Annotated in this window: 27 protein-coding genes; 10 read left to right on the forward strand and 17 right to left on the reverse strand. The window is 69.3% G+C overall.

Going from position 1 to position 26,260, the window contains the following annotated elements:
• Positions 1–50: 50 nt before the first annotated feature.
• Entirely contained in the window at positions 51–1,010 is a 960-nt protein-coding gene (locus NPA30_RS13235) for a quinoprotein relay system zinc metallohydrolase 2 (RefSeq protein ID WP_256803171.1), read from the reverse strand.
• A gap of 609 nt (positions 1,011–1,619) precedes the next feature.
• Here NPA30_RS13235 and NPA30_RS13240 point away from each other — a divergent pair.
• The 4 genes from NPA30_RS13240 (at position 1,620) to NPA30_RS13255 (ending at position 5,876) form a co-directional block, all read left to right on the forward strand.
• Entirely contained in the window at positions 1,620–3,467 is a 1,848-nt protein-coding gene (locus NPA30_RS13240) for a methanol/ethanol family PQQ-dependent dehydrogenase (protein WP_306228889.1), read from the forward strand.
• 173 nt (positions 3,468–3,640) lie between these two features.
• Positions 3,641–4,219, forward strand: coding sequence for a c-type cytochrome (locus tag NPA30_RS13245; RefSeq protein ID WP_256803172.1), 579 nt, complete (start codon positions 3,641–3,643; stop codon positions 4,217–4,219).
• Positions 4,220–4,293: 74 nt separating this feature from the next.
• On the forward strand, positions 4,294–5,118 hold the full coding sequence (locus tag NPA30_RS13250; protein WP_256803258.1) for a substrate-binding domain-containing protein: 825 nt from the start codon (positions 4,294–4,296) through the stop codon (positions 5,116–5,118).
• A 221-nt stretch (positions 5,119–5,339) separates the two neighbouring features.
• Positions 5,340–5,876, forward strand: coding sequence for a PQQ-dependent catabolism-associated CXXCW motif protein (locus NPA30_RS13255; protein ID WP_256803173.1), 537 nt, complete (start codon positions 5,340–5,342; stop codon positions 5,874–5,876).
• A gap of 507 nt (positions 5,877–6,383) precedes the next feature.
• Here the strand turns inward: NPA30_RS13255 and NPA30_RS13260 are convergent.
• The 10 genes from NPA30_RS13260 to NPA30_RS13305 all read right to left on the reverse strand — a co-directional run bounded on the left by NPA30_RS13260 (position 6,384) and on the right by NPA30_RS13305 (position 15,524).
• On the reverse strand, positions 6,384–6,647 hold the full coding sequence (locus NPA30_RS13260) for a DUF2171 domain-containing protein (protein WP_256803174.1): 264 nt from the start codon (positions 6,645–6,647) through the stop codon (positions 6,384–6,386).
• A 172-nt stretch (positions 6,648–6,819) separates the two neighbouring features.
• Positions 6,820–7,551, reverse strand: coding sequence for a hypothetical protein (locus NPA30_RS13265; RefSeq protein WP_256803175.1), 732 nt, complete (start codon positions 7,549–7,551; stop codon positions 6,820–6,822).
• 35 nt (positions 7,552–7,586) lie between these two features.
• Complete coding sequence (locus NPA30_RS13270) at positions 7,587–8,429, reverse strand: ABC transporter permease (RefSeq protein ID WP_256803259.1); 843 nt, start codon at positions 8,427–8,429, stop codon at positions 7,587–7,589.
• 5 nt (positions 8,430–8,434) lie between these two features.
• The gene (locus NPA30_RS13275; protein ID WP_256803176.1) at positions 8,435–9,226 is read right to left on the reverse strand and encodes an ABC transporter ATP-binding protein; all 792 of its coding nucleotides are present in this window, start codon (positions 9,224–9,226) and stop codon (positions 8,435–8,437) included.
• Between the two features lie 8 nt (positions 9,227–9,234).
• On the reverse strand, positions 9,235–9,801 hold the full coding sequence (locus NPA30_RS13280; RefSeq protein ID WP_256803177.1) for a cupredoxin domain-containing protein: 567 nt from the start codon (positions 9,799–9,801) through the stop codon (positions 9,235–9,237).
• A 98-nt stretch (positions 9,802–9,899) separates the two neighbouring features.
• Positions 9,900–10,871, reverse strand: coding sequence for a YVTN family beta-propeller repeat protein (locus NPA30_RS13285; RefSeq protein WP_256803178.1), 972 nt, complete (start codon positions 10,869–10,871; stop codon positions 9,900–9,902).
• A 246-nt stretch (positions 10,872–11,117) separates the two neighbouring features.
• A complete protein-coding gene (gene gnd / locus NPA30_RS13290; protein ID WP_256803260.1) occupies positions 11,118–12,095 on the reverse strand; it encodes a phosphogluconate dehydrogenase (NAD(+)-dependent, decarboxylating) in 978 nt (325 codons plus the stop codon).
• A gap of 147 nt (positions 12,096–12,242) precedes the next feature.
• Complete coding sequence (locus NPA30_RS13295) at positions 12,243–12,872, reverse strand: response regulator transcription factor (protein ID WP_256803179.1); 630 nt, start codon at positions 12,870–12,872, stop codon at positions 12,243–12,245.
• On the reverse strand, positions 12,869–14,251 hold the full coding sequence (locus tag NPA30_RS13300; protein WP_256803180.1) for a sensor histidine kinase: 1,383 nt from the start codon (positions 14,249–14,251) through the stop codon (positions 12,869–12,871). Before NPA30_RS13300 ends, NPA30_RS13295 begins: the two co-directional genes overlap by 4 nt.
• Positions 14,252–14,288: 37 nt before the next feature.
• Positions 14,289–15,524 (reverse strand): ABC transporter substrate-binding protein, encoded by a 1,236-nt coding sequence (locus NPA30_RS13305; protein WP_256803181.1) that lies wholly within the window; start codon positions 15,522–15,524, stop codon positions 14,289–14,291.
• A 128-nt stretch (positions 15,525–15,652) separates the two neighbouring features.
• On the opposite strand from NPA30_RS13305, the gene NPA30_RS13310 reads away from it, so the two are divergent.
• Genes NPA30_RS13310 through NPA30_RS13330 form a run of 5 tightly spaced genes read left to right on the forward strand, consistent with a single transcriptional unit; the run spans position 15,653 to position 19,955 of the window.
• Complete coding sequence (locus tag NPA30_RS13310; protein WP_256803182.1) at positions 15,653–16,156, forward strand: DUF3280 domain-containing protein; 504 nt, start codon at positions 15,653–15,655, stop codon at positions 16,154–16,156.
• On the forward strand, positions 16,153–17,214 hold the full coding sequence (locus tag NPA30_RS13315) for a (5-formylfuran-3-yl)methyl phosphate synthase (RefSeq protein WP_256803183.1): 1,062 nt from the start codon (positions 16,153–16,155) through the stop codon (positions 17,212–17,214). Before NPA30_RS13310 ends, NPA30_RS13315 begins: the two co-directional genes overlap by 4 nt.
• Positions 17,215–17,240: 26 nt before the next feature.
• Positions 17,241–17,906, forward strand: coding sequence for an amino acid kinase family protein (locus NPA30_RS13320; protein ID WP_256803184.1), 666 nt, complete (start codon positions 17,241–17,243; stop codon positions 17,904–17,906).
• A 25-nt stretch (positions 17,907–17,931) separates the two neighbouring features.
• Positions 17,932–19,389 (forward strand): DUF6513 domain-containing protein, encoded by a 1,458-nt coding sequence (locus NPA30_RS13325; RefSeq protein ID WP_256803185.1) that lies wholly within the window; start codon positions 17,932–17,934, stop codon positions 19,387–19,389.
• A complete protein-coding gene (locus tag NPA30_RS13330) occupies positions 19,389–19,955 on the forward strand; it encodes a DUF447 domain-containing protein (protein ID WP_256803186.1) in 567 nt (188 codons plus the stop codon). The genes NPA30_RS13325 and NPA30_RS13330 overlap by 1 nt, the downstream gene beginning before the upstream one ends.
• A gap of 48 nt (positions 19,956–20,003) precedes the next feature.
• Here the strand turns inward: NPA30_RS13330 and NPA30_RS13335 are convergent, their stop codons facing one another.
• Positions 20,004–21,032, reverse strand: a complete 1,029-nt coding sequence (locus NPA30_RS13335) for a hydantoinase/oxoprolinase family protein (protein WP_256803187.1) — start codon at positions 21,030–21,032, stop codon at positions 20,004–20,006.
• Between the two features lie 57 nt (positions 21,033–21,089).
• Between NPA30_RS13335 and NPA30_RS13340 the strand changes: the two genes are divergently transcribed.
• Complete coding sequence (locus NPA30_RS13340; RefSeq protein WP_256803188.1) at positions 21,090–21,812, forward strand: HisA/HisF-related TIM barrel protein; 723 nt, start codon at positions 21,090–21,092, stop codon at positions 21,810–21,812.
• Positions 21,813–21,871: 59 nt separating this feature from the next.
• Here NPA30_RS13340 and NPA30_RS13345 read toward each other — a convergent pair whose 3' ends face one another.
• The 5 genes from NPA30_RS13345 to NPA30_RS13365 form a co-directional block, all read right to left on the reverse strand.
• Entirely contained in the window at positions 21,872–22,195 is a 324-nt protein-coding gene (locus NPA30_RS13345; RefSeq protein WP_256803189.1) for a metal-sensitive transcriptional regulator, read from the reverse strand.
• Positions 22,196–22,532: 337 nt separating this feature from the next.
• Positions 22,533–23,387 carry a manganese catalase family protein gene (locus NPA30_RS13350; protein WP_256803190.1) on the reverse strand — a complete coding sequence of 285 codons (855 nt, stop codon included), beginning with the start codon at positions 23,385–23,387 and terminating at the stop codon, positions 22,533–22,535.
• Positions 23,388–23,698: 311 nt separating this feature from the next.
• Positions 23,699–24,208, reverse strand: a complete 510-nt coding sequence (fae, locus tag NPA30_RS13355) for a formaldehyde-activating enzyme (RefSeq protein ID WP_256803191.1) — start codon at positions 24,206–24,208, stop codon at positions 23,699–23,701.
• Between the two features lie 235 nt (positions 24,209–24,443).
• Positions 24,444–25,331 carry a triphosphoribosyl-dephospho-CoA synthase gene (locus tag NPA30_RS13360; protein ID WP_256803192.1) on the reverse strand — a complete coding sequence of 296 codons (888 nt, stop codon included), beginning with the start codon at positions 25,329–25,331 and terminating at the stop codon, positions 24,444–24,446.
• Positions 25,328–26,233, reverse strand: a complete 906-nt coding sequence (locus tag NPA30_RS13365) for a RimK family alpha-L-glutamate ligase (protein ID WP_372338804.1) — start codon at positions 26,231–26,233, stop codon at positions 25,328–25,330. The genes NPA30_RS13360 and NPA30_RS13365 overlap by 4 nt, the downstream gene beginning before the upstream one ends.
• Positions 26,234–26,260 lie beyond the last annotated feature (27 nt).

The following is a 26,260-nucleotide window of genomic DNA, read 5'->3' on the forward strand; positions in this document are numbered from 1 at the left end:
CGTCTCCTCCCGAACTTCGGTGCCCCCGATACTCCGTTGTCGACGCTCGCCTATTGCCACTCGAGCTCGGCATAGGCGGCCGTCGCATTGCGTGGGTTGTACGCGTCGAACAGCTGCCAGTTCGCCGCTTCGCTTGCGGCTGCGCTCGCCGCCGCATTCTCCAGCCGGAGTCCGGCGTCGATGTCCGCGTCGAGGTCGCGCTTCAGCGTCTCGAGATAGCGCGCCTCGGGTTCGAGCGCCGCCGGAAACGGCGCGACCGATGGACCATGACCGGGCACCACGCGCGCGGCCGGCAGGGCCTTGAGCGATTCGATGTCCTTCAGCCAGCCGGTGAGGCTGCCGTCGATCACCGGCAGATGCTCCAGAAACACGAGATCGCCGGCAAACAGCGTGCCGCTCGTCGTGTCGAGGACGGTGAGGTCGGTGTTGGTGTGGGCGGTGGGCCAGGTCTGCAGCCGAAGAGCACGGTGCCCGAGGTCGAGCGTCAGGCTGCCGTCGACGCTGCGGTCCGGTGGCAACAGCTCGACGCCCTCGACGAGCGCCGGCCCGAGCTGGTCGCGATAGCTTGCGAGGTAGGTGTCCGATCGCGCCGCCAGCGCGTCGCCCAGTGCGGCGCTGCCGACGATCGTCGCCCCGGCGTCCTTGAAGATGCGGCTGCCGAAGACGTGATCCGGATGCATGTGGGTGAGGATGAGGTAACGGACCGGCTTGTCGGTCACCCGCCGAATGGCGGCGAGGGCCTCGCGGGCGACCGGCAGGCTGCCGCCGGCGTCGATCACCGCCACGGCCTCGTCGCCGACCACAAAGCCGAAATTGGACGTGTCGCCGCGATTCTCGGAGCTCGGCAGCGCGACCGCACCGGCATGGGCATAGACGTGCGGCGCGATCTCGTCGAACGCCAGGGTGTCTTCGGCGCAGGCACACGGGACCGATCCGAAGACGCTCATGAGGACGGCGAGAGCGGCAGGGCCGACGCTCCGCACGCCTTCGATGGGGGTGCACAAAGCCATGCGCTCAACTTAGGCGATGTGCGCTGCACCGGGAACGGTCGCGACGAAAAAGCCGGCGCGACCGCCAGCAAAGCAGCATGTCGTAAGTCAGACATACTGCTTACGGATCGGTGAAGTGAAACTATGGACGCTTGCCGCCCATACGCGCCGACCGTCGTCCTGGCGAAGATCACCGCCCCGCGCGTTGCATGGGAGGTTGGCGGCGCCACTGCGCCACATCGTGGCGAAGCTGACCGGAAGCGCAAATGCTGCTCCCTGTGAGGCTCGGATCTTCACGGATCCGGCCGCCAATCATCTTGGCGCTCTGAAGTAAAGATTTTGCTGCGCTGCCACATTTGTGCGGCGCACAGTATAATTTTTGCATCGCTGCTTGCCAGTTTGCTGCTCTCGTCTTAGCTTGCAGTCATGGTTTCCGGCTTCAAGGTCGCAGGTGTTGGGAGCGCCGGCGGAAAACCTCGAAGGCCACGGTAGGGCGAATTCAACGGTGCCCACCAAGACCCCTATTGGCGGTCGTGACACGCTGCCGGAAACCTTCCCCATTTCGAGAGTCGACGGAACGCGTCCCTATGGCCGCGCTCCCTGTCTTTGACATGGGTTGGGAGGAAGACGATGTACAGGACGATGCTGCGGGCCGCGCTCGCGACAAGCATGATGGTAGGCCTGGCGGGCGGCGCGCTCGCGGCCGACCAGAGCCTCGGTGATCTGGCCAAGGATTCAGCCAACTGGGCGATGCCCACGGGCGATTACGCCAACACGCGCTATTCCGAGCTGGACAAGATCAACAAGGACAACGTCAAGAACCTCGTGCCGGCATGGAGCTTCTCCACCGGCGTGCTGCGGGGCCACGAAGGCAATCCGCTGGTGATCGGCGACACGATGTTCGTGCACACGCCGTTCCCCAACATCGTCTACGCGCTCGACCTGAAGAACGACGGCGCGATCAAGTGGAAATACGAGCCGCGCCAGGATCCGAACGTGATTCCGGTGATGTGCTGCGACACGGTCAACCGCGGCGTCGCCTATGCGCCGGCGCAGGGCGGCCAGCCGGCGCTCATCATCCTGCACCAGGCGGACACCACGCTGGTGGCACTGAACGCCGACAGCGGCGAGCAGGTCTGGTCGGTCCAGGACGGCGACGCGACCAAGGGCGAGACCGGCACGTCCGCGCCGATGGTGGTGGGCGACAAGGTGTTCGTCGGCAACTCGGGGGGCGAGTTCGGCGTGCGCGGCAAGCTGACCGCCTACAACCTGAAGGACGGCTCGCAGGCCTGGCGGGCCTTCTCGACGGGGCCGGACAAGGACATGCTGTTCGATCCGGAGAAGACCACCGCGCTCGGCAAGCCGGTCGGCAAGGATTCGTCGCTGAAGACCTGGGAAGGCGATCAGTGGCAGATCGGCGGCGGCACCACCTGGGGCTGGCTGTCCTATGACCCCGAGCTGAACCTCATCTATTACGGCTCGGGCAACCCCTCGACCTGGAACCCCTCGCAGCGGCCGGGCGACAACAAGTGGTCGATGACCATCTTCGCCCGCGACGCCGACACGGGCATGGCGAAGTGGGTCTATCAGATGACCCCGCACGACGAGTGGGACTTCGACGGCGTCAACGAGATGATGCTCGCCGACATCGACGTGGACGGCAAGCAGCGCAAGATCCTGTTCCATCCGGATCGCAACGGCTTTGCCTACACGCTCGACCGCGAGACCGGCGAGCTGCTGGTCGCCAAGAAGTACGATCCGGCGGTCAACTGGGCGACCGAAGTCGTCATGGACAAGAACTCGGACCAGTACGGCCGGCCGCAGGTGGTGGCGCAGTACTCGACCGAGCAGAACGGCGAGGACACCAACTCGACCGGCATCTGCCCGGCCGCGCTCGGCACCAAGGACCAGCAGCCGAGCGCCTACTCGCCGGACACCGGCCTGTTCTACGTGCCGACCAACCACGTCTGCATGGACTACGAGCCGTTCCGCGTCGCCTACTCGGCGGGCCAGCCCTACGTCGGCGCGACCCTGTCGATGTATCCGGCACCGAACAGCCACGGCGGCATGGGCAACTTCATCGCCTGGGACGCCGCCAAGGGTGAGATCGTCTGGTCGCTGCCCGAGCAGTTCTCGGTGTGGTCCGGCGCGCTCGCGACCAAGGGCGGGATCGTCTTCTACGGCACGCTGGAAGGCTATCTGAAGGCCGTTGACGCCAAGACGGGCGACGAACTCTACAAGTTCAAGACCGCCTCCGGCATCATCGGCAACGTGATGGCCTACGAGCAGGGCGGCAAGGAGTACGTCGCGGTGCTTTCGGGCGTCGGCGGCTGGGCCGGCATCGGCCTCGCGGCGGGCCTCACCGATCCGAACGCCGGTCTCGGCGCCGTCGGCGGCTATGCCTCGCTGTCGAAGTACACGGCGCTCGGCGGCCAGCTGACCGTCTTCACCGTGCCGGACCAGACGGCCTCGAAGTAACGGACGCTTGGTACGACCGAAGCGTCACCCGTTAAAGCGGCGATTCCCCGGGATCGCCGCTTTCCGGAGCCGACGCGAAAGACCTCCCGTCGCGCCGGCTCCGTTGCAGAGCCGGCGCGGCCTTGGGCCCCGCGATCGCCGGGTCCGACGGAATTCAGCTCAGGGCCTTTCGAATGAAGACACTTCTTGTTGCGTTCGCCGGTGCGATCACGCTTCTCGGCGCAAGCCAGGGCTTCGCCCAGACCGCCCCTGCCGGACAAGCGCCGGCCACCGTCGGCCAGGTGGATGCCAGTCCCTCCTCCGACACGAAGAACTTCGGCAACGAGGCGACCGAGGGCGATCTCGGCAAATACACCGATCCGGAAGGCAATCCCGTCTACCACTACGGCGACGACGGCATGGCCGACTACTACACCTGGCGCGGCTACAAGAAGTACACCGCCAACTGCATGCAGTGCCACGGGCCGGATGCGCTCGGCTCGTCCTTCGCGCCGAACCTGACCGAGGAGCTGCAGGCGCTCAGCTACTACGACTTCACCGGCATCGTGGTGAACGGCCAGCAGAACAAGTGGCATCCAAACAATTCGGTGATGCCGGCCTGGGGCGAAGACCCCAACGTGATGTGCTTCCTCGACGCGATCTACATCTACATCCGCGGCCGGGCCGATGGCGTCACGCCGCGCGGCGAGCCGAAGCGGCCGCCGGCCAACAAGCCGGCGCAGGATGCGGAGAATTCGTGTCTCGGCTTCTGAAGATCGCCGCAGGAGCGGGGCGCAGGCGCTCCGCTTCGCCGGTTCTCGCCGCAGCCGTGGCGGGCCTCGCCGCGCTGGTCCTGCCGGGCGCGGCTTCGGCGCAGCAGGATCGCGCCTTCGGCGGCGCGATCGAGCTTGTCGATCCCGACGTCCTTCGGGTCTGCGCCGATCCGAGCAACCTGCCGTTCTCCAACGAGGCCGGCGAGGGCTTCGAAAACAAGCTCGCCGAATTCCTCGCCCCGAAGCTCGGACGCAAGCGCGTCGAGTACACGTTCTTCCCGCAGGCCACCGGCTTCGTTCGCATGACGCTCGGCTCGCGCCGGTGCGACGTGATCATGAGCTACCCCCAGGGCGACGAGCTGGTGCAGAACACCAACGCCTATTACCGCACGGCCTATACGCTGGTCGTGCCGAAGGGCGGGGCGCTGGACGGGGTCGAGACGATCGAGGACCCGCTGCTGAAGGACAAGCGGATCGGCGTCGTCGCCGGGACGCCGCCGGCAAGCTACATGGCCCGCGCCGGGCTGATGGCGAAGGCCAAGCCCTATCCGCTCTTGGTCGACACGCGCATCGACAATTCGGCGCGGCAGATGATCGCCGATCTCAAGGCGGGAACGATCGACGCGGCGATTCTCTGGGGGCCGATGGCCGCCTGGTACACGGCCAAGGCCGGCGGCGACTTCACGCTGACGCCGCTCGTCAAGGAGCCGCGGGGGCCGACGATGGTGTTTCGCATCACCATGGGCGTGCGGCCCTCCGACCAGGAGTGGAAGCGCACCCTGAACACGGTGATCCGCGAGAACCAGCCGGCGATCGACGCGATCCTGCTCGACTACGGAATGCCGCTTCTCGACGAGCAGGACCATCCGATCACCACGGCGGGCGGGACCTCGAAGTGACGCCGGTGCCCGGTGGCGTGCTCCTGGCGATGGCGGCGGCTGTCCTCGCCGCGCCCCAGGGGCACGGGCACGGGCAGGAGCCGCAATCCGCAAGCCGGGCCGTGCGCATCGGCCTCGAACGCGTCGAAGCGGCCACCGCGGGGAGCATCGCGTCTGGCTGGATGGCTAGAGGTGCGCAAGGGTCGACGCTGGGGGCTGCTCCCAATGGTGAGCCGAGGTCGGTGCAGCCCCGCTTCGCGGATGCGTCCGAGGCCGGGGCGAATGGACCGACGCCCCCCGAGCCGCAAGGGTATCGCATGGGCGAGTACCGTGCGCCGACACCGGCGACGCTGGAGGGCGCAGAGGTCATCGACGTCACCGAGGCGGAGCGGCTATGGCGCGACAAGGGCGCGGCCTTCGTCGACGTGCTGCCGCGGGCGCCGCGGCCGAAGGACCTGCCGGCGGGAACGGTCTGGCGACCGAAGCCGCGCGACGACATTCCCGGCTCCCTTTGGCTGGTGGACACCGGGTACGGCGCGCTGCCGCCGGCGATGGAGGCCTATTTCGAGGCGGGCCTGGAAGAGGCGACCGGCGGCGACCGCTCGCGGCCGGTGGTTCTCTATTGCCAGCGCGACTGCTGGATGAGCTGGAATGCCGGCAAGCGTGCGGTCGCACTCGGCTACACCGGCATCCGGTGGTTTCCGGGCGGCACCGACGCCTGGGGAGAGGCCGGCCTGCCACTGGAGCGGGCCGAGCCGCAGAACCGCCCGGACGAGTGAGGCGACGGCCTTCGAGCCCTTCAGCGCCTCACGGAACCCGTTCTGGTTTTACGCGAGCGGGACCATTCCGGGAGAAGAACGGTCTAATCCCCGTGCCCAGGTGTCGACGATGTCCCTCCGAAGCTGCGGGAGATCGCTTTGCGCGTAACCCGAAAAGCCGGGCTCGTTCGCGCCGGTTCCTTCGCTCTTTGTCTCGGTCGTATCCCCCTGCAACCGTCGCTGAAGCCGGCACCCGGACCGAACGCGCTTCGGCAGAACGATTTCGGGTGGCTCTGAAAGCTTGCGATGCAGCCGTGGGAGACTGAAGTCTTTCCCGAAGGGGACAAATCCTCGGAGGGAATCGGCGGTCGGCTTGCTCCCGGTCGCCGGTCGCCTCCGAACCGCTTGCGTTGCCGCCCATCCCCCGCAAAGGGGGAGATGGGCGGTGCCGGCCACGCCGCCGCCGAGGGTTCGCCTCGCGCGCGGGCGTGTCCGGAGCGGGTGCGTGACCCGGAAGCGTAGCCGAACTCAGTCCTCGACGGGCGAGGCGTCCTCTTCCTCCTCGAAGGTGACGGCGACGTCGGCATTGGCCGACAGGCGCACAGCATCGCCCTCGATGTCGGCGACGAGGCCGAGCGAGATGTAGTGGTGATGGCCCTCGTGCGAGCCTTCGCCGCTGTCCGCCTTGGTGAGCTTGATGCGCTCGCCCTCGACGCGGTCGACGGTGCCGACATGCACCCCGTCGGCACCGATGACGTCCATGTGTTCCTTGATCTGGCTGAAGTCGGCCATGACGCTCTCCTGTGATGGCAGGCGGTGCGTCCGACGCAACCCTGCGTGCGGAGGAGCCGTCCTGCGGATGCGGTGAGAGATATCTTCCGCCGGCAAAAGGAGAAGGGGCTTACGATCGGCAGCGGCAGCGGCGCGGGGACGGCCGGTGAGGGGACTCAGGTCCCCGGCGGGTTCAGAGCGCGCCGCCGATCGCTCGCCCCAGCGCGAACAGCCGCTGCTCGATGAGCGTCGGCACCTCGCAGACGCTGCTCAGCGACTGGCGGCGCTCGTCGAAGATGCGGCTGTCCCAGAGGAACTGCTGCTCCGCCGCGTCGACCGTTTGGGGCGGTGTGTCGCTGGCGCGGCGCAGGGCGTCGAGCGCGGCGTTCTCCTGGCGCAGCTTGTCGGCGAGGGCCGTCTGTTTGGCGCCGTAGCGCTCGATGCCGCGCATCACTTCGGACCGCTCGGCGGTGAGCCGGTCGAACAGATCGGAGAAGACGGCGGTTCCGGCTGCCTGGCGCATGTCGGCGGGCAGCGCCGCGACGAAATCCGTCGCCTGCTTCTCCGCCTCGTCGAGCGGCGTGCGGCGTGCGGCGACGTCCTCCACCAGCCGTCGCATGGCGGTGCTGCGGGGCACGTCGCCGGCGGTCCCGATGTCCGGTCCCTGCCACACCTGCGCCGGCGACAGCACCGGCACCTTGCGCTGCTGGCACGGCCAGACGGCGTCCGCATCGCCGCCGCTGCCGGTGTTCGACGGCAGGTAGACCTGGCGCTGCGGCTCGCCGACGACGGCGCTGGTCGCGGCCGTCGGCATCTGGGCAATCGCAGCCGGCGGCGTCTGCGCCAGCGCGGCGCCGGCGGCGAGGACCGCCGCGACCGCGGCGCAGGCGGCGAGGCCGGAACGGCCGGTCATCTTGGGGCGCATGCGTCTCTCCTCCGCTGCCGGGTGTCGCTCCCGCCTCAGCCGACCTGCCGCTTGCGGCTGATGATCCCGCGCGCCGGATCGTAGGCGAGGATCGCCCCGCCGAGGAACAGGAGCGTGCAGCCGAGGGTGACGGCGAGGGCGATGAGATTCAGCTCGCCGTAGAGCGAGAAGCGGATCAACTCGACGGCGTGGGTGAAGGGGTTGAACTGGCAGATCCAGTAGAGCGGCGGGCTCGCCTCAAGGATGCGCCAGAGCGGGTAGAGCGCGGAGGAGGCGAAGTACATCGGGAAGATCACGAAGTTCATGACGCCCGCGAAGTTCTCGAGCTGGTGCACCATGGAGGACAGGAACATCCCCATCGCGCCGAGCATCAGCCCGGTGAGGACGAGCGCCGGGAAGACGGTGAGATAGCCGGTCACCGGCGGGCGCACGTCCCAGAACCAGGCGATGGCGAAGAAGACGTAGACCTGCAGCAGCGACACCGCGACGCCGGCGAGGAGCTTGGACACCAGGAGGAACCAGCGCGGCAGGGGCGAGACGAGCAGCGTCTTCATCGAGCCGGTCTCGCGGTCGTAGACCATCGAGAGCGAGGACTGCATGCCGTTGAAGAGCTGGATCATGCCGATCAGCCCGGGCGTGATGTAGACCTCGTAGAGCACGTAGGTCTGGTAGGGCGGCACGATCGAGACGCCGAGCACCTGGCGGAAGCCGGCGGCGAAGATGAACAGCCACAGCAGCGGGCGGACCAGCGCCGAGATGAACCGCTCGCGCTGGTGCAGGAAGCGCAGGGCCTCGCGCCAGACGATGCCGGCAAAGCAGATGGCATAGTGCCCGGCCGAGAAGCCGCGAGGCTCGTCACGGACGTAGGAGGCGGTCAGGACGCTCACGAGGCGAGCTCCAGGCCGACGGCGTGCAGCCGGGTCTCGGTGAGCTTGGCGAAGGCATCGCGGATGCCGGAGGTGCCGGTGTCCTCGACGACGTCCGCGACCGTTCCCTCGGCGAGCACCGTGCCGCGATGAAGCACGACGACCCGGTCGCTCGCGTCGACCTCGTCGATAAGATGCGTCGCCCAGAGCACGCTGACATTCTCTTCACGGACCAGGCGGCGGACCTCGGCGACGATCTCGGCGCGCGAGCGGATGTCGAGGCCGACGGTCGGCTCGTCGAGCAGGATCAGGCGCGGGCGATGGATCAGCGCACGGGCGATCTCCACCCGGCGCGACTGGCCGCCGGACAGGTTGCGCACCTTGTCGCCGAGCCGGTCGACGAGATCGCTGCCGGCGAGGATCTCGCCCATGCGCGCCTTTGCGACGCGGGCGGGGATGCCGTGCAGCGCGGCGTGGTAGACGAGGTTCTGGCGGATCGACAGGTCAAGATCGAGCGTGCGCGCCTGGAAGACGACGCCGAGCCGGCGCAGCGCCTCGCCCGGCGTACGGGCGAGGTCGTGGCCGAGGATCGCGATCCGGCCCTCGCGGGTCGCGAACAGCCTCGTGATCAGCGAGAACAGCGTCGACTTGCCCGCACCGTTCGGCCCGAGCAGGACGGTGAAGCTGCCGCGCGGCACCCGAAACGAGACGTCGTCGAGCGCCCGCCGGGCGCCATAGGCATGCCCGACGGCCTCGATGTCGAGTGCCGGCGCCGTCATGCCAGGACTGGCCGTCGATAGGTCCTGCATCTCGCCCCTCACGGCACGATCGTGATCGTGCCCTTCATGCCCTGTTCGCCGTCGAGCCCCTCGACATACCAGTCGTAGCGGCCCGGCCGGATCGTCTGGAACTGCACCGTGATCGGACCCTGGCCATCATATTCGAGCCAGGCCGGCGGGCCCGCCATATGAATCTCGCGGTCGTCGATCACGATCTGGTTCATCCAGACGTTCCGGAAGAAGCCCGGCGCCTGAAACTTGTATTCGAGGCCGCCATTCGAGGCGATGTCCCAGCGATAGGCCTGTCCGGCGCGCAGGTAGAAGTCCTTCTGCGGCGCAATCTGGAACTCGGAATCGGGCGCGCCGAGCGTCAAGGTCGGCAGGATCTGGCTCGACAGCGACTTCTTCGGCAGCCCGATCTGGTCGCCGTTGATCGCGCTCGCCGGCAGGAGGTCGGCGCCCTTCGGCAGCGTCAGCACCTGCGCTTCGGCCGCGACGGGCTTGCCCCGCTGCGCATCGTCCTTGTCGTCGTCGTCCGCCAGGACCGTCGTCGACGGTACAACCGCGAGCATCGCCGCGGCCAGCATCAGCCAATGTGCCTTCATGAACTGCTCCCTCCCGATCGACGCCGCGGTGTTCCGCTTGGCGTCCCTGCCGTCCTGCCGTCCTGCCGTCCTGCCGACATTGCCGGCCGCGGTGGCCGCTACTGCGGCGTCACCGCGACGCCCCATGGCTCGCGCCCGACCTGCACGGACTTGATCACCTCGTCCCCATCGACGTCGATCACCGAGATGTCGTTGGAGATGCCGTTGGTGGAAAACAGGTATTTCTGGTCGGGCGAGAACGCGAGCTGCCAGACCCGCTGGCCGACGAGGAGATAGTCCTCGACCTCGTAGGTGGTGGCGTCGACGACGGCGACCCGATTGGCCGGACCCAGGGCCACGAAGGCCTTCTTGCCGTCTCTGGTGATGCGGATGCCGACCGGCTGGATCGCCTCCGAGCGCAGGCCGGGGATCGCGAAGGTGATCTTGTGCTTGATCTCCTTGCTGGCCATGTCGATCACGCTGACCGTCCCGCCGATCTCGGCCGACACCCAGACCTCGGAGCCGTCCGGCTTGAACTCGGCGAAGCGCGGCCGCGAATCCACCAGAACGTTGTCGGTGATGAGATGGCTCTCCTTGTCGATGAAGTGCGCCATGTTGGTCGTCTCGGAGGTGTTGACGATGACCTTGTCGTCCGGCGAGACGGCCATGCCCTCGGGCTCGACGCCGACCGGGATCTCCTCGACGCGCTGGTTGGTCGCGAGGTCGATCACCGTCACGAGATTGTCGTCCTCGTTGGCGGCGTAGAGCTGGCTGCCGTCATGCGAGAGGGCGAGGAGCTCCGGGTCCGGCCCGGACGGCAGGTTGGCGATGAGCTTGTGGCTCGTAGTGTCATAGGCCTGGATGGTGTCGTCGTCGCTGGCGCAGACATAGAGGGTCTTGCCGTCCGGACTGACGGCGATGCCGCGCGGCCGCTGCCCGACCGGGAAGGTCTCGACCACCGAGAAGTCGGAGGAGTCGAGCACGGTGATGTCGTTGCCGCGCTCGTTGGAGACGTAGATCTTGTAGGCGAAGGCCGGGCCGGCGTGGCCGGCGAGCACCGCGGCGAGCGCCGCAGCCGGTAGACGGGTCATGTCTCCTCCCTGCCGGGCGCTGCAGCGCCTGTCTCCCCTTCCACCGGCCGCGTTTGCCGCGTGTCTCGATGGGAGGCGTTGCATGGCGGGCTGCCGCCATGCGCGATGGATGCGGCTGCCTCGACCGGCGCGATCCTGGTTGGGAGGTCAGGATGGTCTCGGCAGCCTCGAGGTCAAGCTAGCCGGGACCGCGCCGCTCCGCCTATGGGAGAACTTCCCGATCGACGACGGCGCGGCGCGACACGCCTACTGCGGGATCTCGACGTGGCCGCCGAAGCCGAAGCGCATGGCGGAGAGGAGCTTGTCGCCGAAGGTGTTCTCGACGCGCGAGCGGTAGCGGGCGTAGAGCGCGGCCGACAGGACGTGCACCGGCACCGCCTCCTCCATCGCCGCGTGGATCGTCCAGGCGCCCTCGCCGGTGTCGCCGACATGGCCGGAGAAGCCTTCGAGCTTGCCGTCCTTGGCAAGCGACTCGGCGATGATGTCGAGCAGCCAGGACGACACGACGCTGCCGCGGCGCCAGACCTCGGCGACGTCGGTGAGGTTCAGCTCGAACCGCTCGTCCTCGGGCAGCTTCTCGGAGGCCTTGGAGGCAAGCACGTCGAAGCCCTCGGCATAGGCCTGCATCATGCCGTATTCGATGCCGTTGTGGACCATCTTGACGAAGTGGCCGGAGCCGGCCGGGCCGGTGTGGATGTAGCCGCGCTCGGCCCGCTCGTCCGGCGCGTTGCGCCCGCGGGTGCGGGCGATGTCGCCATAGCCGGGGGCCAGCGTGTCGAGGATCGGATCGATGAGATCGACCGTCTCCTTGTCGCCGCCGATCATCATGCAGTAGCCACGCTGCAGGCCCCAGACGCCGCCGGAGGTGCCGATGTCGACGTAGTGGGCGCCCTTCTCGGCGAGCGTCTTCGCGCGGCGGATATCGTCCTTGTAGAAGGTGTTGCCGGCGTCGATGACGACGTCGCCGGACTGGAGGATGCCGGTGAGTTCCTCGATCGTCTGCTCGGTCGGCGCGCCAGCGGGCAGCATCACCCAGAAGATACGCGGCGACTGCAGCTTCTCGGCCATGTCGGCGAGCGAGGAGGCCGCTACGCCGCCTTCGCCGCCGAGCGTCTGCACCGCCTCCTGGCTGCGATCGTAGACCACGCATTCGTGGCCGCCCCGCATCAGCCGGCGTGCGATGTTGCCGCCCATCCGGCCGAGACCAACAATTCCAAGACGCATCGTGATGTCCTCATCTGAGTCGCGGTTGGACACCGACATAGCGCGCTCCGCCGTCATGCAACATCCGGGACGGGGAAAGTGACGGGCAAAGCATGCCGTCACGGCCATGCTCGGGCGTCATCGACAGGGCCACGCCCCGCCGCCGAGCTACGCACCGCCCTCCAGAAGCCGCCCGCCGCGCGTCTCCAGCGCGAAGCGAACGAGGTCGGCGGTGCGCTCGAGGCCGAGCTTCTCCTTGATCCGCGTCGCTGTGTTGGCGACCGTCTTGTAGGCGACGCCGAGCCCGTCGGCGATTTCGGTGAGGCTGTGCCCGTCGCCGAGCATGTGCAGAACTTCCAGCTCCCGTGTCGACAAAGCCTGCGCGGTGTTGGGGGGCGCGGCCTCCATCTCGGCCGCGGTCAGCGCATCGACATGGGGTTCGCCACGCGCCGCCTTGACGATCGCGGTCAGGAGTTCGTCGGACGGCGCGCTCTTGGATACGTAGCCGAGCGCGCCCTCGCGCCGGGCGGAGGTGGCATAGGCGAGGTCGGAATACATCGAGAAGACGACGACGCGCGCCTTCGGGTCGTCCGCGCGGATGCGTCGCAACGCGTCGAGACCGCTGCCGCCCTTCAGGTTGATGTCGAGGATCGTCACGTCCGGCCGATGGGCGCGAAAGGCGGCGAGCGCTTCGCCCGGCGTCTCGGCCATCGCCGTCTGGACGTCCGGGAGCTCGGCGACGAGCCGGCGGATGCCGTCGCGCACCACCATGTGGTCGTCGACGATCAGGATCTTCATGCCGCGGTCCGGTCGAGCGACTTGGCGCCGTCGTCCGCTCGGACGGAGGCAGCGGCCGTTGCCTCGGTCTCGGCTGAGAAGGGCACGCTGCCGGACACCACGAGGCCCGGCGGCTGCACCGTCTCGGCCAGTTCGAGGGCACCGCCGAGCGCGGCGAGACGCTCGCGCATTCCGAGGAGTCCGAAGCCGGGTTCGGCCTGCAGGCCGCGCCAGCCGCCGCCGTCGTCGGCAACGGTGAAGCGGATCGCATGCGCGTCCGCGCCGACCGACAAGGCGAGCCGCGTCGGATGCCCGTGGCGCAACGCGTTGACGGCCGCCTCGCGCACGGCACGGGAGATCGCCGCTTCGACGACCGCCGGCCAGGCGCCCTCCTCGAAGGCGGTGCTGATCGCGACGTCCGGGTGGCGGCGGCCGAGATCCTCGGCGAGATGCCGCAGGGCGGCGGTGAGGCCGAGGCTCGGCGCGAGGCCGGGCCGCAGATGGTCGAGGATGCGTCGCACGGCGGTGCGGGCCTGGCCGGCGGCGCCGCGGATCGCCTCGGCGCGCCCGTGGATGGATTCGGCCGCGGGCACGGCGCGGGCAATGGCGGAGGCATCGACGTCGATGGCGAAGAGCAGCGGCCCGATGTCGTCGTGGAGATCGCGGGCGAGTTCGGCGCGCTCCTCGTCCTGCAGCCGCAGGATCTGCTCCGACAGCCGGCGGTTTTCGGTGGCCATGGCGGTCAGCCGCTCGGCCATGGCGTTGTAGCGTCCGGCGAGGCCGGCGATCTCCGGCGGCCCGGTTCGCGGCAGGCGCAGCGTGTAGTCGCCGGCGCCGACCCGCCCGAGCGCCAGCGCGAGGCGGTCGAGCGGGCGCAGCGACAGGGCGATGGTGATCCAGCCGAAGCCGAGCGCGAGGCCCGCGACGAGGCCGAGGATGGTGAGGCCGAGCCGCATCGCCGCCCAGACTTCCGCCAGCTCGCTCCGCGGCTCGACGCGCACCCCGACCGCCGCGATCGGGGCGGCGTAGCCGGCGAGCGAGATCCGGCTTGCGTCCGGCTCGGGTGCGACCAACGCCTCGAACCAGCCGGGTACGGCGGCCCGCGGCGCGGCGAGATAGGAGCGGGCCTGTTCGGTTCCGCTCCCGTCGATCAGCGAGAGGCGGACGTTGGTTGCGCCGTCGAAGAGGCGGACCAGCGCCTCCAGCTCCTGGCGTGGATTGGCCGCGGCCGGCAGTTCGGCGAGCATTCGGGCGACGCTGCCCCGCGCGAGCTCGCGGTCGGCCGCCATCGCCTCGGCGAGGCGGGCGCGAACATGCAGGCCTGCGAGGACGCTGCCGATCAGGAGGGCGGCGAGACAGGCGAGCGCGGTGGCGAGCGCGAGGCGGCCCCTGAGCGACACGGCGAACGATCCTCCCGGCGCGCCGGTGGGCCGGCGTCTACTTGTCGAGCCGGCACCTGGTCTCGGGCCGGTCGACGCCGAGCGTATCGAGTTCGGAGACCTGATGCAAAAATCCCTCCTGCGGCGAGGTCGATACGACCGAGTCCTGCGTTCCGAGCAGGATCGGCGTGCGGATCTGCCAGTTCCAGTCGCGGAAGGTCAGCCGCTGGCCCTTGAAGGCGGCGACGGTGAAGTCGGGGCTCTTGATGAAGGCGTCGATGGTGGCGGGATCTGCCGAGCGGGTGCGTGAGGCCGCTTCGCCGACGATGCGCACGGCGGTCCAGGCCTGCATGTCCGTCGGCTCCATGCGGCGGCCGACTGCCTTCTCGAAGCGGTTCTGGATCTGCGCGCCGCCCCATTGCTCGCTGGCCGGATGCCAGGTGGCCGGGACGAGGCCGGCGGTGCCGGCGACCGGACGCGGCACCCAGGTGCGCCAGGGGATATAGTTGCCGAACACCTCGCTCTCGTCGGCGACGAGGACGACGTCGTGCTCGGGCAGCCCTTGCATGAACACCGGGATCTGCCGCTGCACCAGCGCCTGGCCGGAATCGGTGTTGCGGGCGCCGCCCTTGTCCTCGAAGACGCGCTCCTCGAGGATGTTGCCGCCGAACTTCTTCGCCGCGTTCTTCAGCGCCTCGGCGAAGAGCTTGTCGTTGGGGTGGCTGCCGGTGATCAGCACCCAGTTCCGCCACTGCTTCCACATCAGGTACTGCACCAGCCCGTCGGCGAGCATCGAGCGGGTCGGCGCGGTGTGCAGCATGTCGGCGCGGCAGTCCTCCTCGCGGAGCCGGTCGTCCGTCGCGCCGGCATTGATGACCAGCGCGCCGGTGCCCTTCAACGCGTCGGCGACCTTCAGGGTATCCTCGGCCGACAGGTCGGTGACGATCCAGTGGGCGCCGTCGGCGATGAGCTTCTGCGCCGCCGGCAGGACGTCCTCGCCGGGCTTCAGGCTCTGCAGGTCGAGCGTGAAGTCCTGGTTCATGAACTTGCCGGTGGTGGCGTTGTCGGCGAGCGCGACCTTGGCGCCGGCGATGCCGATGTCCTCCGGCGGAATGTCGAGGACCGACAGCGCCAGCGTGCGCTCGTAGGTCCTGAGGTACCCGATCCGGATCTCCTCAGGCGGTGCCTTGCCGGGCGCGGCGGGCGCCGTCTGGGCGAGGGCGCCGGTGGCGGCGAAGCAGAGCGAAGCGAGCGTGCCGATCAGGCCCTCGCGGCGATGGGATGCGTCGAACACGCCGTCCTCCCGGTTGTCCTCCCGGACACCGCCGCCTCCCGCACCGCAGCAGGGATTGTCGTTTGCTTGTCGCGGGACGAGGCGTAGTATCCGCCGCCATGAGAGACCGCCCCCTCCGCCTCCCGCAAGTGCGACTTTTTCCCGTTCTTGCCGCAGCCGTCCTCCTGTGCGGGCCGGCGCTGGCGGCCGAGCGAAAGGTCGCGGTGTTCGACTTCGAGCTGAACGACACGAGCCTCGACGGCCAGATGCGCGGCGTTCAGCCGGCGGAGACGGCGCGGCTGGAGCGGCTGGCGCCGGCGCTCGTCGCAAAGTTCGACGCCGAGCCCGGCTTTGCCGCGGTCGATACCGCGCCGGTGGAAAAGCGCGCGGCGAGCCAGCACCTGCAGGCCTGCGGCGGCTGCGACGTGACGCTCGCGAAATCCGTCGGTGCCGACCTTGCCGTCACCGGCGAGGTGCAGAAGGTGTCGAACCTGATCCTCAACATCAACGTCTACGTGCGCGACACCGGGACCGGGAAGAAGGTCGCGGGCGGCAGCGCGGACATTCGCGGCAACACCGACGAAAGCTGGTCGCGCGGCATCGACTACCTCTATCGCAACGTCTTGAAGAAGCAGCTCGAGGCGCTGCGTTGACGGCGCTCCTGGCGAGCGTCACCGGGCCGGAGGAAGCGGAGATCGCCATTGCCGGCGGCGCCGACTTCATCGACCTGAAGGACCCGACGCAAGGGGCGCTGCGGGCCGTGTCGCCGGAGGTGCTGCAGGAGACGGTGACGGCGGTCGCGGGCCGGCGCCCGGTGTCGGCGGTTGCCGGAGACCTGCCGATGGAGCCCGAGCTCGTGGCGCAGGCGGTGAGCGCCCGGCGCGCTGCGCAATACGTCAAGATCGGACTGTTTCCGGCGGCGCCCGAGAAGCAGCGGGCGGTGATCGCCGGGCTGGAAGGGCTCGCCCGGGAGATGCGGCTGATCGCCGTCTTCTTCGCCGACGCGCAGCCGAACCTCTCGCTCCTGCCTTCCCTGAAGGAGGCGGGCTTCGTCGGGGCGATGCTCGACACCCTGCACAAGAGTGGTGACCGGCTGATCTCCCACCTGCCGCTGCCGCAGATCAAGGGCTTCGTCGACACCAGCCGCCGGCTCGGCCTGATGTGCGGCCTTGCCGGATCGCTGGAGGCGCCGGACGTGCCGCGTCTCGCCGTGCTGGCTCCGGACTATCTCGGCTTTCGCGGTGCACTGACGCGCGGGGCACGCGGCGGCGCCATCGACGCTGAGGCCGTGGCGCGGCTGAAGGCGCTCATCGTCGGCAGTGCGGGCGGGGTCGCCGAGGATGCGGCTGAGGAGCGCCTGGCGATCGATCGCATCTTCGTGCGCGACATGGAGGTCGAGATGGAGATCGGAGCCTACGGCTTCGAGCGCGGTCGGACCCAGAAGGTACGGTTTACGGTCGAGGCCGACATCAGACGCCGCGCCGCAGCGCCGCGGGCGATCGACGAGGTCTATTCCTACGACATCATCATGGACGGCGTTCGCACGCTCGTGCATCGAGGCCATACCGATCTCGTGGAGACGCTGGCCGAGGAGCTTGCGGCGTTCCTTCTGCAGGATCGGCGGCTCGCGGCGGTGACGGTGCGGGTCGAGAAGCTCGAACTGGGTCCCGGCGCCGTCGGCATCGAGATCCGCCGGCCGCTCGAGGTCTGAGGCCACCAGGCATGGGGGACGAGACGATGACCGTTCGGCAGACCGCGTCCCGGCCCGAGGGGCTGGACGATCTCCTGGTGGTGAAGCTCGGCGGCAGCTCGGCCGCCACGTCCGATCTCCACCGCTGGATCGCGGCGATGGAAGCGGCGAGGCGACCGCTCGTGCTGGTGCCGGGCGGTGGCCCGTTCGCCGACACCGTGCGGCTTCAGCAGCCGGTGATCGGCTTCGACGATGCGGCGGCCCATCGCATGGCGATCATGGCGATGGAGCTGTTCGGCGTGGCGCTGGCGAGCCTCGGCACGCGGCTGCGGCCGGCCCCGACCGAGATGGAGATTGTCGAGGCCTGCCATGCGGGCGCGATCGCTGTCTGGATGCCGGCGCGCCTGACGCTCGCCGACGCCCGGATCCCGCAGGACTGGACCGTCACCTCCGACAGCCTCGCGGCGTGGCTCGCCGCTCATCTCGGCGGCGCGCCGCTGGCGCTGGTCAAGCAGGTGGACGTCGGCGGCGGGCGCGACCTCGCCGATCTCGTCGCCGAAGGCATCGTCGATCCGGCGCTGCCGGCCATGCTGTCGCCGCGGACGCAGCTGACCCTTGCCGGTCCGGCCGATCTGCCCGGCGCGGCCGAGATCTTCGCGCGCGGCGCGGCGCTCGGGCATCCGGTGCGGCGCCGCGCGCAGGCGGCCGCCTGAGTTCGGCCGGAGCATCCGCCAGCGCATGAGCCGCGAACGCCTCCTGTTCCTCACCGGCCATCTCGCACGACCGCGGCTCGAGCGCCTGCTCGAAGGGCTCGGCGAGACGGGTTTCGCCTGGCAGATCTTCGACGTCGGGGTAAAGGTCGCCGCGCTGATGACGGGCGACATCATCCGCCGCCGCCTGCCGGTGCCGGTGGAAGCCGACCGGATCGTCGTCCCCGGTCGCTGCCGCGCCGACCTCGACGCGCTGTCACGCCACTTCGGCGTGCCGATGCTGCGCGGGCCGGACGAACTCGTCGACCTGCCGCAGTTCCTCGGACGGGATGGCGCGCCACCCGATCTCTCACGCCACGACATGCGGATCTTCGCCGAAATCGTCGATGCCTCGGCGCTTTCGATCGAGGCGATCGCCTCGCGGGCGGCGGCGATGCGGGCGGCAGGCGCGGACGTCATCGATCTCGGCTGCCTGCCGGACACGCCGTTTCCGCATCTGGAGGAGGCGGTGCAGGAGCTGAAGCGGCAGGGTCTCGCGGTGAGCGTCGATTCGGCCGATCGCGAGGAGCTGCGCCGCGGCACGGCGGCGGGCGCCGACTTCCTCCTCAGCCTGACGGAGGAGACGCTCGACGTCGCGGATGCGGGGGAGGCGGTTCCGATCCTCGTGCCGGCAAAGCCGCAGGACATGGCCTCGCTCGACCGGGCGATCGCCGAAGCGACCCGGCGCGGCATCCCGTTCGTCGCGGACCCGATCCTCGACCCGATCCATTTCGGCTTCTCGGCGTCCCTCTCGCGCTACCACGCCCTGCGCGAGCGCTGGCCCGAGGTCGAGATCATGATGGGCACCGGCAATCTCACCGAGCTGACCGATGCCGATACGGGCGGGATCACCGCGATGTTGCTCGGCATCTGCTCGGAGCTTCGGGTCCGCAATCTCCTCGTGGTGCACGTCAGCCCGCACACGCGGCGCACCATCGAGGAGCACGATGCGGCACGGCGCATGTTCTTCGCGGCCCGGGCCGACGCGGCGCTGCCGCGCGGCTATTCGCAGGCGCTGCTGCAGCTGCACGACCGCAAACCCTATGCCTCGACGCCGGACGAACTGGCGGCGCAGGCGGCCGGCGTGCGCGACCGCGCCTACCGCATCGAGACGGCGCCGGACGGCATCCACGTCTACAACCGCGACGGCCATCACGTCGCGACCGACGCGTTCGAGCTGTTCCCGAAGCTCGGCGTCGAGGAGGATGCGCCGCATGCCTTCTATCTCGGCGCCGAGCTGCAGAAGGCCGAGATCGCCTGGCGTCTCGGCAAGCGCTTCGCGCAGGACGAGCCGCTCGACTTCGGCGCCGCCGCCGATCGGCGCGAGGAGGACCGCACGCGGCTGGAGGCGGCGGGCCACACGCTCAAGGCCGGCAAGGCGGCCCGGGACGCCGCCCGCGCCGATGCCGGCGGCGCACTCGACGAGGCCGACGAGGACGAGCGCTGATGCCCTATATCCGCGAAACCATCCTGACCACGGTCGACGCGGCGGGCACGGTGCACATCGCGCCGCTCGGCATCATCGAGGACGGCGACGGCTGGGTCGTCGCGCCCTTCCGTCCGTCGCGCACGCTCGACAATCTCGCCGCGACCGGCATTGCCGTCGTCAGCTACACCGACGATCCGCTGGTCTTCGCGGGATGCCTGACCGGGCGGCGCGAGTGGCCGCTGACGCCGGTCGAGGGCTGCGCAGTGCCGCGGCTGGAGGCGGCGCTGGCGCATGACGTGCTGGCGGTCGAGCGGGTGACCGAGGATGCCACGCGGCCGCGCTTCCACTGCCGGGTCGCGGCATCGGCGAGCCACGCGCCGTTCACCGGCTTGAACCGGGCTCGCGCGGCGGTGCTGGAACTGGCGATCCTCGTCAGCCGGCTCACCATGCTGCCGCGCGACAAGATCGAGAGCGAGGTCGCCTATCTCCGGATCGCGATCGACAAGACCGGCGGTGCCGCCGAGAGGCAGGCCTGGGGCTGGCTGATGGAGCGGGTCGAGGCGCATCTGGCGGAGGGCGATTAGCGACCCGCCGCCGGCGACCGCCGCGACGGCCGACGCCGCCCAGGCGTTTCAGTCGGCCTCGGCTGCCAGAACCGCGAGCGCAGCGGCAGGCGCGACGCGTGTCACGGCGTCCCGCAGATCGGACGGGCAATCGAGGAGATCGGCGAAGTCGACGACGCCGCGGTCGAGCCGAGCGGCGACGCGCCGCAGCTGCGGGCGGCCGATCCCGGCCACCACGACCGGCGCCTCGTCGCTCAATCCGCCACGCGACAGCACCTGCAGCGCCGCGTCGTGCACCTTGCGCAGCTGCGCTTCCGCAAAACACTGCGCAAGCGCCGCCCAGGCCTCGAGCGACGCTTCGGACGCGTCGCGCCCGATCATCCGGGCGAGCCGGGCCCGCGAGGCCTCCAGCGTCTTCGCCTTGCCGTCGGCGGCGGGGTACTGGTCGTCGTCCTCCTCCAGGCAGTCGAGCAGGCGCTCGACGTCGGCCATCGTGGCGAAATGCTCGGACATCACCGGTCCGAGGGTCCCGGCGAAGGGCACGCGCTCGGCCACCGCCATCAGGCTGGTGCGGGTGAAGCCCTGATACACCAGTTCGCCTGCGACCATCCGCTCCGCGTCGGTATAGCCCGCGGCGCGCGTCGCCTTGCCGGCGACGGGAACGATGTCGGTGGTCGTGGAGCCCATGTCCATGACCAGAGCCTCGTCCATCGTCGTCGCGGCAAGGCTCGCGGTCGCGTGCCAGTTGGCCGAGGCGATGTCTGCATAACGATGCGGCGCGGCCGAGGCCGGCACGAAGCCGGCCCGTCCGGCATAGAGCTCCATGCGCCGGCCGAGCCGGGCGGACAGGATGTTGGTCAGCCGCTCGACGCCATCGGCGCGGTTGGCAAAGAGGTCGGAGAGTTCGCCAGTCATCGTCACGGCGTGTCGATCGACGTCGTCCGCCACGCCGAGGATCTCGTCGAGACTCTCCTCCAGCGACCGCAGATCCTGCCAGATCGGTGTCGCGCGCTGCCAGACGCGGACGATGCGCCCGTCCTCGGCGAGCGCCGCTTTCAAATGCGCGCCGCCGACGTCCCACCCGAGACTTCTCACCATGCGCGCCGTTCCGTTTCCTGATAGGACGCCTGCCGCTCAAGGGGAGACGCGTTCACCGTGCAGATCATACCCGTTCTCGATCTCAAGGGCGGCGTCGTCGTTCGCGGCCAGGCCGGCGACCGCGCGAACTACCGCCCGATCCAGACACCCCTCAGCGCCTCGCCGGAGCCCGTCGCGGTGGCGAAGGGCCTGGCGGGACTTCATCCGTTCGCCCGCTTTTATATCGCCGATCTCGACAGGATCGAAGGGCGCGGCGACAACATTCGCGCGCTGGCCGCCCTGCGGGCGGCGATGCCGGACGTCGAACTCTGGCTCGACGCAGGGTTCGCCGGGGCTGCCGAGGGGCGCGTGGCGCTGGCCGAACCGCAGGTGACGCCGGTCTTCGGCAGCGAGACGCTCGCCGGCGTCGAGGAACTCGAGGCGCTGGCCGGCGAGCCGCGGGTGGTGCTGTCGCTCGATTTCGGCGCCGAGGGGTTTCGCGGGCCCGCGGCGCTCCTCGATAGACCCGATCTCTGGCCGCGGCGGTTGATCGTCATGACGCTTGCGCGGGTCGGCAGCGATGCTGGTCCCGATCTCGAGCGGCTGCGATGGGTGCTCGACAGGGCGGAGGGACGAAACGTGTACGCGGCGGGCGGCGTGCGCGGCGCGGACGATGTCGATCGGCTGGAGGCGATCGGCGCCGAGGGCGTGCTGGTTGCGAGCGTCCTGCACCGGGGCGGGCTGCCGGCGCCGGACCTCGATCGATGGGCGGCCGCTGGCGGACTGCGCGGCGGCGCTTGACGCTCCGTCGTGGCGGGAGATGCGACGCGGGAGGACACGCGCTGGAGCCTCCGCTCCGGTCAGCCGTGATTGGCGGTCCGCATCCCGGCGCGCAGGACACGGATCAGATCGTCGACCGCGGTCTCCGTGTCGTTCTCGGCAATGGCGAGCTTCACGCCCGCCGTGACGTGCTGGGATATGATCAGGAGGGCGACCTCCCGCAGCGCTGCGGTGATCGCGTTGATCTGCTGCACCTCGTCGAGACAGTAGCGGTTCTCGGCGATCATGTTCTGGAGCCCGCGGACCTGGCCCTCGATTCGGCTCAGCCGCTGAAGCAGCGGCTTCTTCTCGTCATCGGACCGGCGCAACTCGATCCGACCATCCAGGATTTCGCTTTCGATCACGGACCAAGGCCTGCTCGTGGGGAGAGACGAATAGTGGATAAGGGCTCTATCGGATTAAAGTTCGACATCGCACAGAAAAATAGTGGGCCGGAGTAAAGTTTCGCACGGATATCGTGAATCGGTGGCGCCGATCACGTGCAGGGGCCGCATGCAGCGCAGGATGGGCCGATGCATCGGGGATCCTGTTGCGGCGCTGCGCGCCGCGAATCCTTCGAAGGATCTTCGACGTCGGCCGAAGTATACTTATGGGGAGTATAGCGCGATCAGGATCACCCGAGGGAGGGCGATACGGCCGCATGCCTCGCGAGCGGCCGTATCGCATTGGTGTCGCTGTCCGTCAGCCCATCTGCTCGGATTGAGCCGCGCTGTCGGGACGAGCGGGACCCAGAACCGGCTCCTCGCCCAGAGGGGTGTTCTGGAACACGCTGAACTCGCCCCTGCCATCGATCGACGGGCCGTGCGTCCAGCGACCGTCCTGCGGCGGCGTGCCGTCGACGGCGGTGGCGAAGAAGTCGTAGTTGTGCTCCTGATCCTCCTCGCTCTGCGGGAAGCTGTTGGGGATCGGGAAGGCGGCGGCTCCGCCGAGTTCCTCGACCACCGCCAGCCACTGCTGCTGGTGCATCGTGTCGCGGGCGATCATGAAGTGCAGCATCTTCTTCATGCCGGGATCCTGCGTCGCGTTGTAAAGCCGCACGGCCAGCACGCGCCCGGTGCTCTCGGCTGCGACGTTGCAGTACATGTCCGCGGCGAGATTGCCGCTGGCGTAGATGTGCGACATGTCGAACGGGACGCCGTCGGCATTGGCCGGATAGGCCGCCATGCCCGTCGAAAGGATGTGCCGCTGCAGCATGCCTTCGATCACGTGGCGCGGACTTTCGCCGCCCATCACCGCGCCGACGACCGCATCGGCGGCACCCTGCTCCTGCGCGCTGGTCGGAGCCTTTTCGAGGTTCAGCGCGACCGCAGTCGCGAGCATCTCGATGTGGCCCATCTCCTCGGTAGCGGTGTGGAGCAGCATGTCCCGGTACTTGTTGGTGGGACCGCGCGCACCCCACGCCTGGAAGAAGTACTGCATGGCGACGCGGATCTCGCCCTCGACGCCGCCGATGGCCTGCTGGAGCATCCGGGCGAAGGCGGGATCCGGCGCGTCGACCTTGACCGGGTACTGCAGGCGCTTGTCGTGGTAGAACATGAGAACCATCCCTTGCTGAGAGGGCGCCTCGAAACGAGACGCTTACACATACTGTGTTCGAGTATGCCACTCGCTGTTGAACGGTCGTCCCGCGTCATGGTCGCAAGGCTGCCATAGCAATTTGCGTGGGTCGCTAAAGGCTCCCGTCTCAAGTCGACGCGCATCGCGCCGCCGACGCCGGTCCTTCTCATGCGAAAGGGGGCCGCAGCCCCCTTTCAATCACGCTAGTTCCCGAACCCGAAGATAGCGGCCAATCGCCGGAGAAGTCCGGCTTCCATCGCCGGTCGCTCTTCTCCTGGATGGTGTCCGCTCTAGGCGCCGGCGAACGGGTGCGCGGCCGTGCCCTTCTTGGAGACGACCTCGGCCGCCGTCGGGGTGCCGGCGATGGCACGCTCGATCGACTCCTTGGTGGCGCGGTAGTTGTAGTCGCGGATCTTGGCGTCGTCCGCGGCTTCCCAGTGGATGAAGACGCCGACGCAGATGAAGATGTCGTCGGCCTCGTCCTGCGGGATGGTGCCGTTCTCGACGCAGTCGGCGACGGCACGGGCGACCGCGGTCTGGGCCGGGCCGAACATCTGCACCGCCTGCTTGGCGTCCTTGATGGTGACCTTGTTGAACAGGATGGTGTTCGGCTTGACCGGCAGGTTCGGGGCGACCACCGCGAGCAGGGTGGTGAAGCCGTCCTTGTTGTTGGTCAGCGCGTTGCAGAATGCGAGCTCGGCGGCGCTGCCGCGCGGGCCCATGATGAGATCGATGTGCGCGACCTCGTTGCCTTCGCCGACGAGCGATTCGCCGACCAGAACCTTGTTGATCTTCGCCATGGCCACTTTCCTCCTTCAAAGCGTTCCCTGGCGCCGCCGCGACCGTGAGCGGGCACGTCCGACGCCAATCCTCTTCGAACCGGGTTGATCGACGCCGGCGTCGCGGCACGCGACACCCCTTGCGACGGATCCCCCCGGAGCCGGATTCCTCCTCCGGCGGCTATCCTTGTTCGCGACGTCCGCTCAGGACCGGTTGGCCAGATAGCTGCGGGTCTTCCCCGCGGGCGACAGTCAATCACCCGGACTTGCGTTCCGCAAGCGTCCGGCACAGGCCGTCGAGGAAAAGAGTGGCCACCGTCAGATCCGCCGAGGTGCCTGGATTCAGGCCTTCGCGCTTCAACTCCGCGTCGAGCGCCGACAGAAACGCGTGACGTGCGGCGGGATCGGCCAGCGCGGGCAAGCGGTTCGCGGCGGCGGCGAAACGCAGGCGCAGGGCTTCGGCGGCATCCGCACCGTACTTGCGGCCGACATGGCTGTCGGGGAAGCCGCTGGCGAAGGCAAGGAACACCGCGACGGTGGCGCTCGCCGAATCGGCACTCGCGGCTCGCGCCGCTCGAATTGCCGGAAGCCCGACGTCGAAGAGTTCGGCAAATCCGTCGGCATATTGCCGGGCGACGAGGTCGCGATCGGCCGCGAGCCGCATGGCGCCGACGAGGGAGATGTCGGGAGGGCCGCGAACGTCGTGCTCGGCCGCCTCGCCGAGCCCTCCCGGCGCGGCGAGGGCGATCGCGCGGAAGACGGTCGCCGCATCCCGCGGCGTGAGCGCCGCGAGCACGGTGCCGAGTGTCGCGCGCAGGGCCGTCTCGGACTGGCGCTCGCCGCCGCCGGACGTGGTGCGCTCGGCGGCGGCCGCGAGCGGCGCGCAGAGCAGCAGGATCCCGAGATTGGCGTTGGTGGCGACGGCCGCGCGGGTGGCCTCGACGGCTGCGAGGATGCGTGCGCCCACCTCGGCCCGGTGATCGGCGACGTGCGGCGCGGTGACGGCGGCGGCGGTCTCGAAGGTCTCGACCGTCATGGCGTGGCCGCCGGCGAAGCGGTGGACGTTGCCGGGCTTCAGCGCGTCGAGTTCGGCGAGGCAGGCGGTCTCGTAGAGGCAGGCCACGCGGTCGGCTGAAAGGCTCATGCGGTCGCGCGTTCCGGCGTGACCGCCGCGGCACGGAGGCGGGCGAGGAGGTCGCGCGCGCGGATCGCCGCAATGTCGAGGCCGGTGGCCTTCTGCAGGCCGGTCCAGGCGGGCATCGAGTTCACCTCGATGACCTGGGCCGCACCCTCCGGATCACGCACGAGATCGACGCCGCAGAAGTCGGCCCCCACCGCCTGCGCCGCCGCGACCGCGAGTGCCTCCAGCTCCGGGTCCGGCGGAGTGGCGATGCCTTCGCCGCCCTGCTTGATGTTGGTGATCCAGCCGCTCGAACGGCGCATCATCGCGGCGACGGCCCGGCCGTGCGAGACCAGAACCCGGTAGTCGGAAAAGCGGCCGTCGATCGCCCGCCCGGCGAAGCGCTGGAGGTAGTAGACCCCGGCGACCGCCTCGGGCTCGGGCAACTCGTCCGGTTCGCGGATCAGCATCAGCCCCTTGCCCTGCGCGCCGAACAGCGGCTTCAGCACCATCGGTACCGTTTCGCGCTCCACGATGCGGACGGCTTCCGCGCGCGTCTCCACCACAAAGCTGCGCGGCGTGGGCAGGCCGGCATGGGCGAGGCGGAAGCTCGTCGCCGACTTGTCGACGCAGCGCTCGATCGCCGCCGGCGGGTTCGACACCGGGACGCCGAGCGCCTCCAGCGCATGCAGGACGGCGAGCCGCCGCGTCACCTGCTCGAACGAGCCGGCGTCGAGCGTGCGCACGCAGACGGCGGCCGGCAGGCGCGTGCCGAACGTCGGCAGGACGAGGCCCGTCGGCGAGGCCGTGTCGAAGGCGATGGCGGCGAGATCCATCGGCACGGCCGTCGCGCCCAGCGCCGCGAAGGCGGCGACGAGGTCGCGGGCGTGTCGGTCGAGATCGGCCGTGACGAGCGCGATCCCCAAATGGCGCCCCAGGGGTGCCGGTTCGCC

This window comes from Mangrovibrevibacter kandeliae, from assembly GCF_024519155.1.
Lineage (GTDB): Bacteria > Pseudomonadota > Alphaproteobacteria > Rhizobiales > Rhizobiaceae > Mangrovibrevibacter > Mangrovibrevibacter kandeliae.

What these genes read in the sequence shown, in the direction of transcription:
- NPA30_RS13235 (WP_256803171.1), bottom strand. Translation starts at nt 1,010, where the DNA reads ATGGCTTTGTGCACCCCCATCGAAGGCGTGCGGAGCGTCGGCCCTGCC.
- NPA30_RS13240 (WP_306228889.1), top strand. Translation starts at nt 1,620, where the DNA reads ATGTACAGGACGATGCTGCGGGCCGCGCTCGCGACAAGCATGATGGTA.
- NPA30_RS13245 (WP_256803172.1), top strand. Translation starts at nt 3,641, where the DNA reads ATGAAGACACTTCTTGTTGCGTTCGCCGGTGCGATCACGCTTCTCGGC.
- NPA30_RS13260 (WP_256803174.1), bottom strand. Translation starts at nt 6,647, where the DNA reads ATGGCCGACTTCAGCCAGATCAAGGAACACATGGACGTCATCGGTGCC.
- NPA30_RS13265 (WP_256803175.1), bottom strand. Translation starts at nt 7,551, where the DNA reads ATGCGCCCCAAGATGACCGGCCGTTCCGGCCTCGCCGCCTGCGCCGCG.
- NPA30_RS13275 (WP_256803176.1), bottom strand. Translation starts at nt 9,226, where the DNA reads ATGCAGGACCTATCGACGGCCAGTCCTGGCATGACGGCGCCGGCACTC.
- NPA30_RS13280 (WP_256803177.1), bottom strand. Translation starts at nt 9,801, where the DNA reads ATGAAGGCACATTGGCTGATGCTGGCCGCGGCGATGCTCGCGGTTGTA.
- NPA30_RS13285 (WP_256803178.1), bottom strand. Translation starts at nt 10,871, where the DNA reads ATGACCCGTCTACCGGCTGCGGCGCTCGCCGCGGTGCTCGCCGGCCAC.
- gnd (WP_256803260.1), bottom strand. Translation starts at nt 12,095, where the DNA reads ATGCGTCTTGGAATTGTTGGTCTCGGCCGGATGGGCGGCAACATCGCA.
- NPA30_RS13295 (WP_256803179.1), bottom strand. Translation starts at nt 12,872, where the DNA reads ATGAAGATCCTGATCGTCGACGACCACATGGTGGTGCGCGACGGCATC.
- NPA30_RS13320 (WP_256803184.1), top strand. Translation starts at nt 17,241, where the DNA reads ATGACCGTTCGGCAGACCGCGTCCCGGCCCGAGGGGCTGGACGATCTC.
- NPA30_RS13325 (WP_256803185.1), top strand. Translation starts at nt 17,932, where the DNA reads ATGAGCCGCGAACGCCTCCTGTTCCTCACCGGCCATCTCGCACGACCG.
- NPA30_RS13330 (WP_256803186.1), top strand. Translation starts at nt 19,389, where the DNA reads ATGCCCTATATCCGCGAAACCATCCTGACCACGGTCGACGCGGCGGGC.
- NPA30_RS13335 (WP_256803187.1), bottom strand. Translation starts at nt 21,032, where the DNA reads ATGGTGAGAAGTCTCGGGTGGGACGTCGGCGGCGCGCATTTGAAAGCG.
- NPA30_RS13350 (WP_256803190.1), bottom strand. Translation starts at nt 23,387, where the DNA reads ATGTTCTACCACGACAAGCGCCTGCAGTACCCGGTCAAGGTCGACGCG.
- fae (WP_256803191.1), bottom strand. Translation starts at nt 24,208, where the DNA reads ATGGCGAAGATCAACAAGGTTCTGGTCGGCGAATCGCTCGTCGGCGAA.
- NPA30_RS13360 (WP_256803192.1), bottom strand. Translation starts at nt 25,331, where the DNA reads ATGAGCCTTTCAGCCGACCGCGTGGCCTGCCTCTACGAGACCGCCTGC.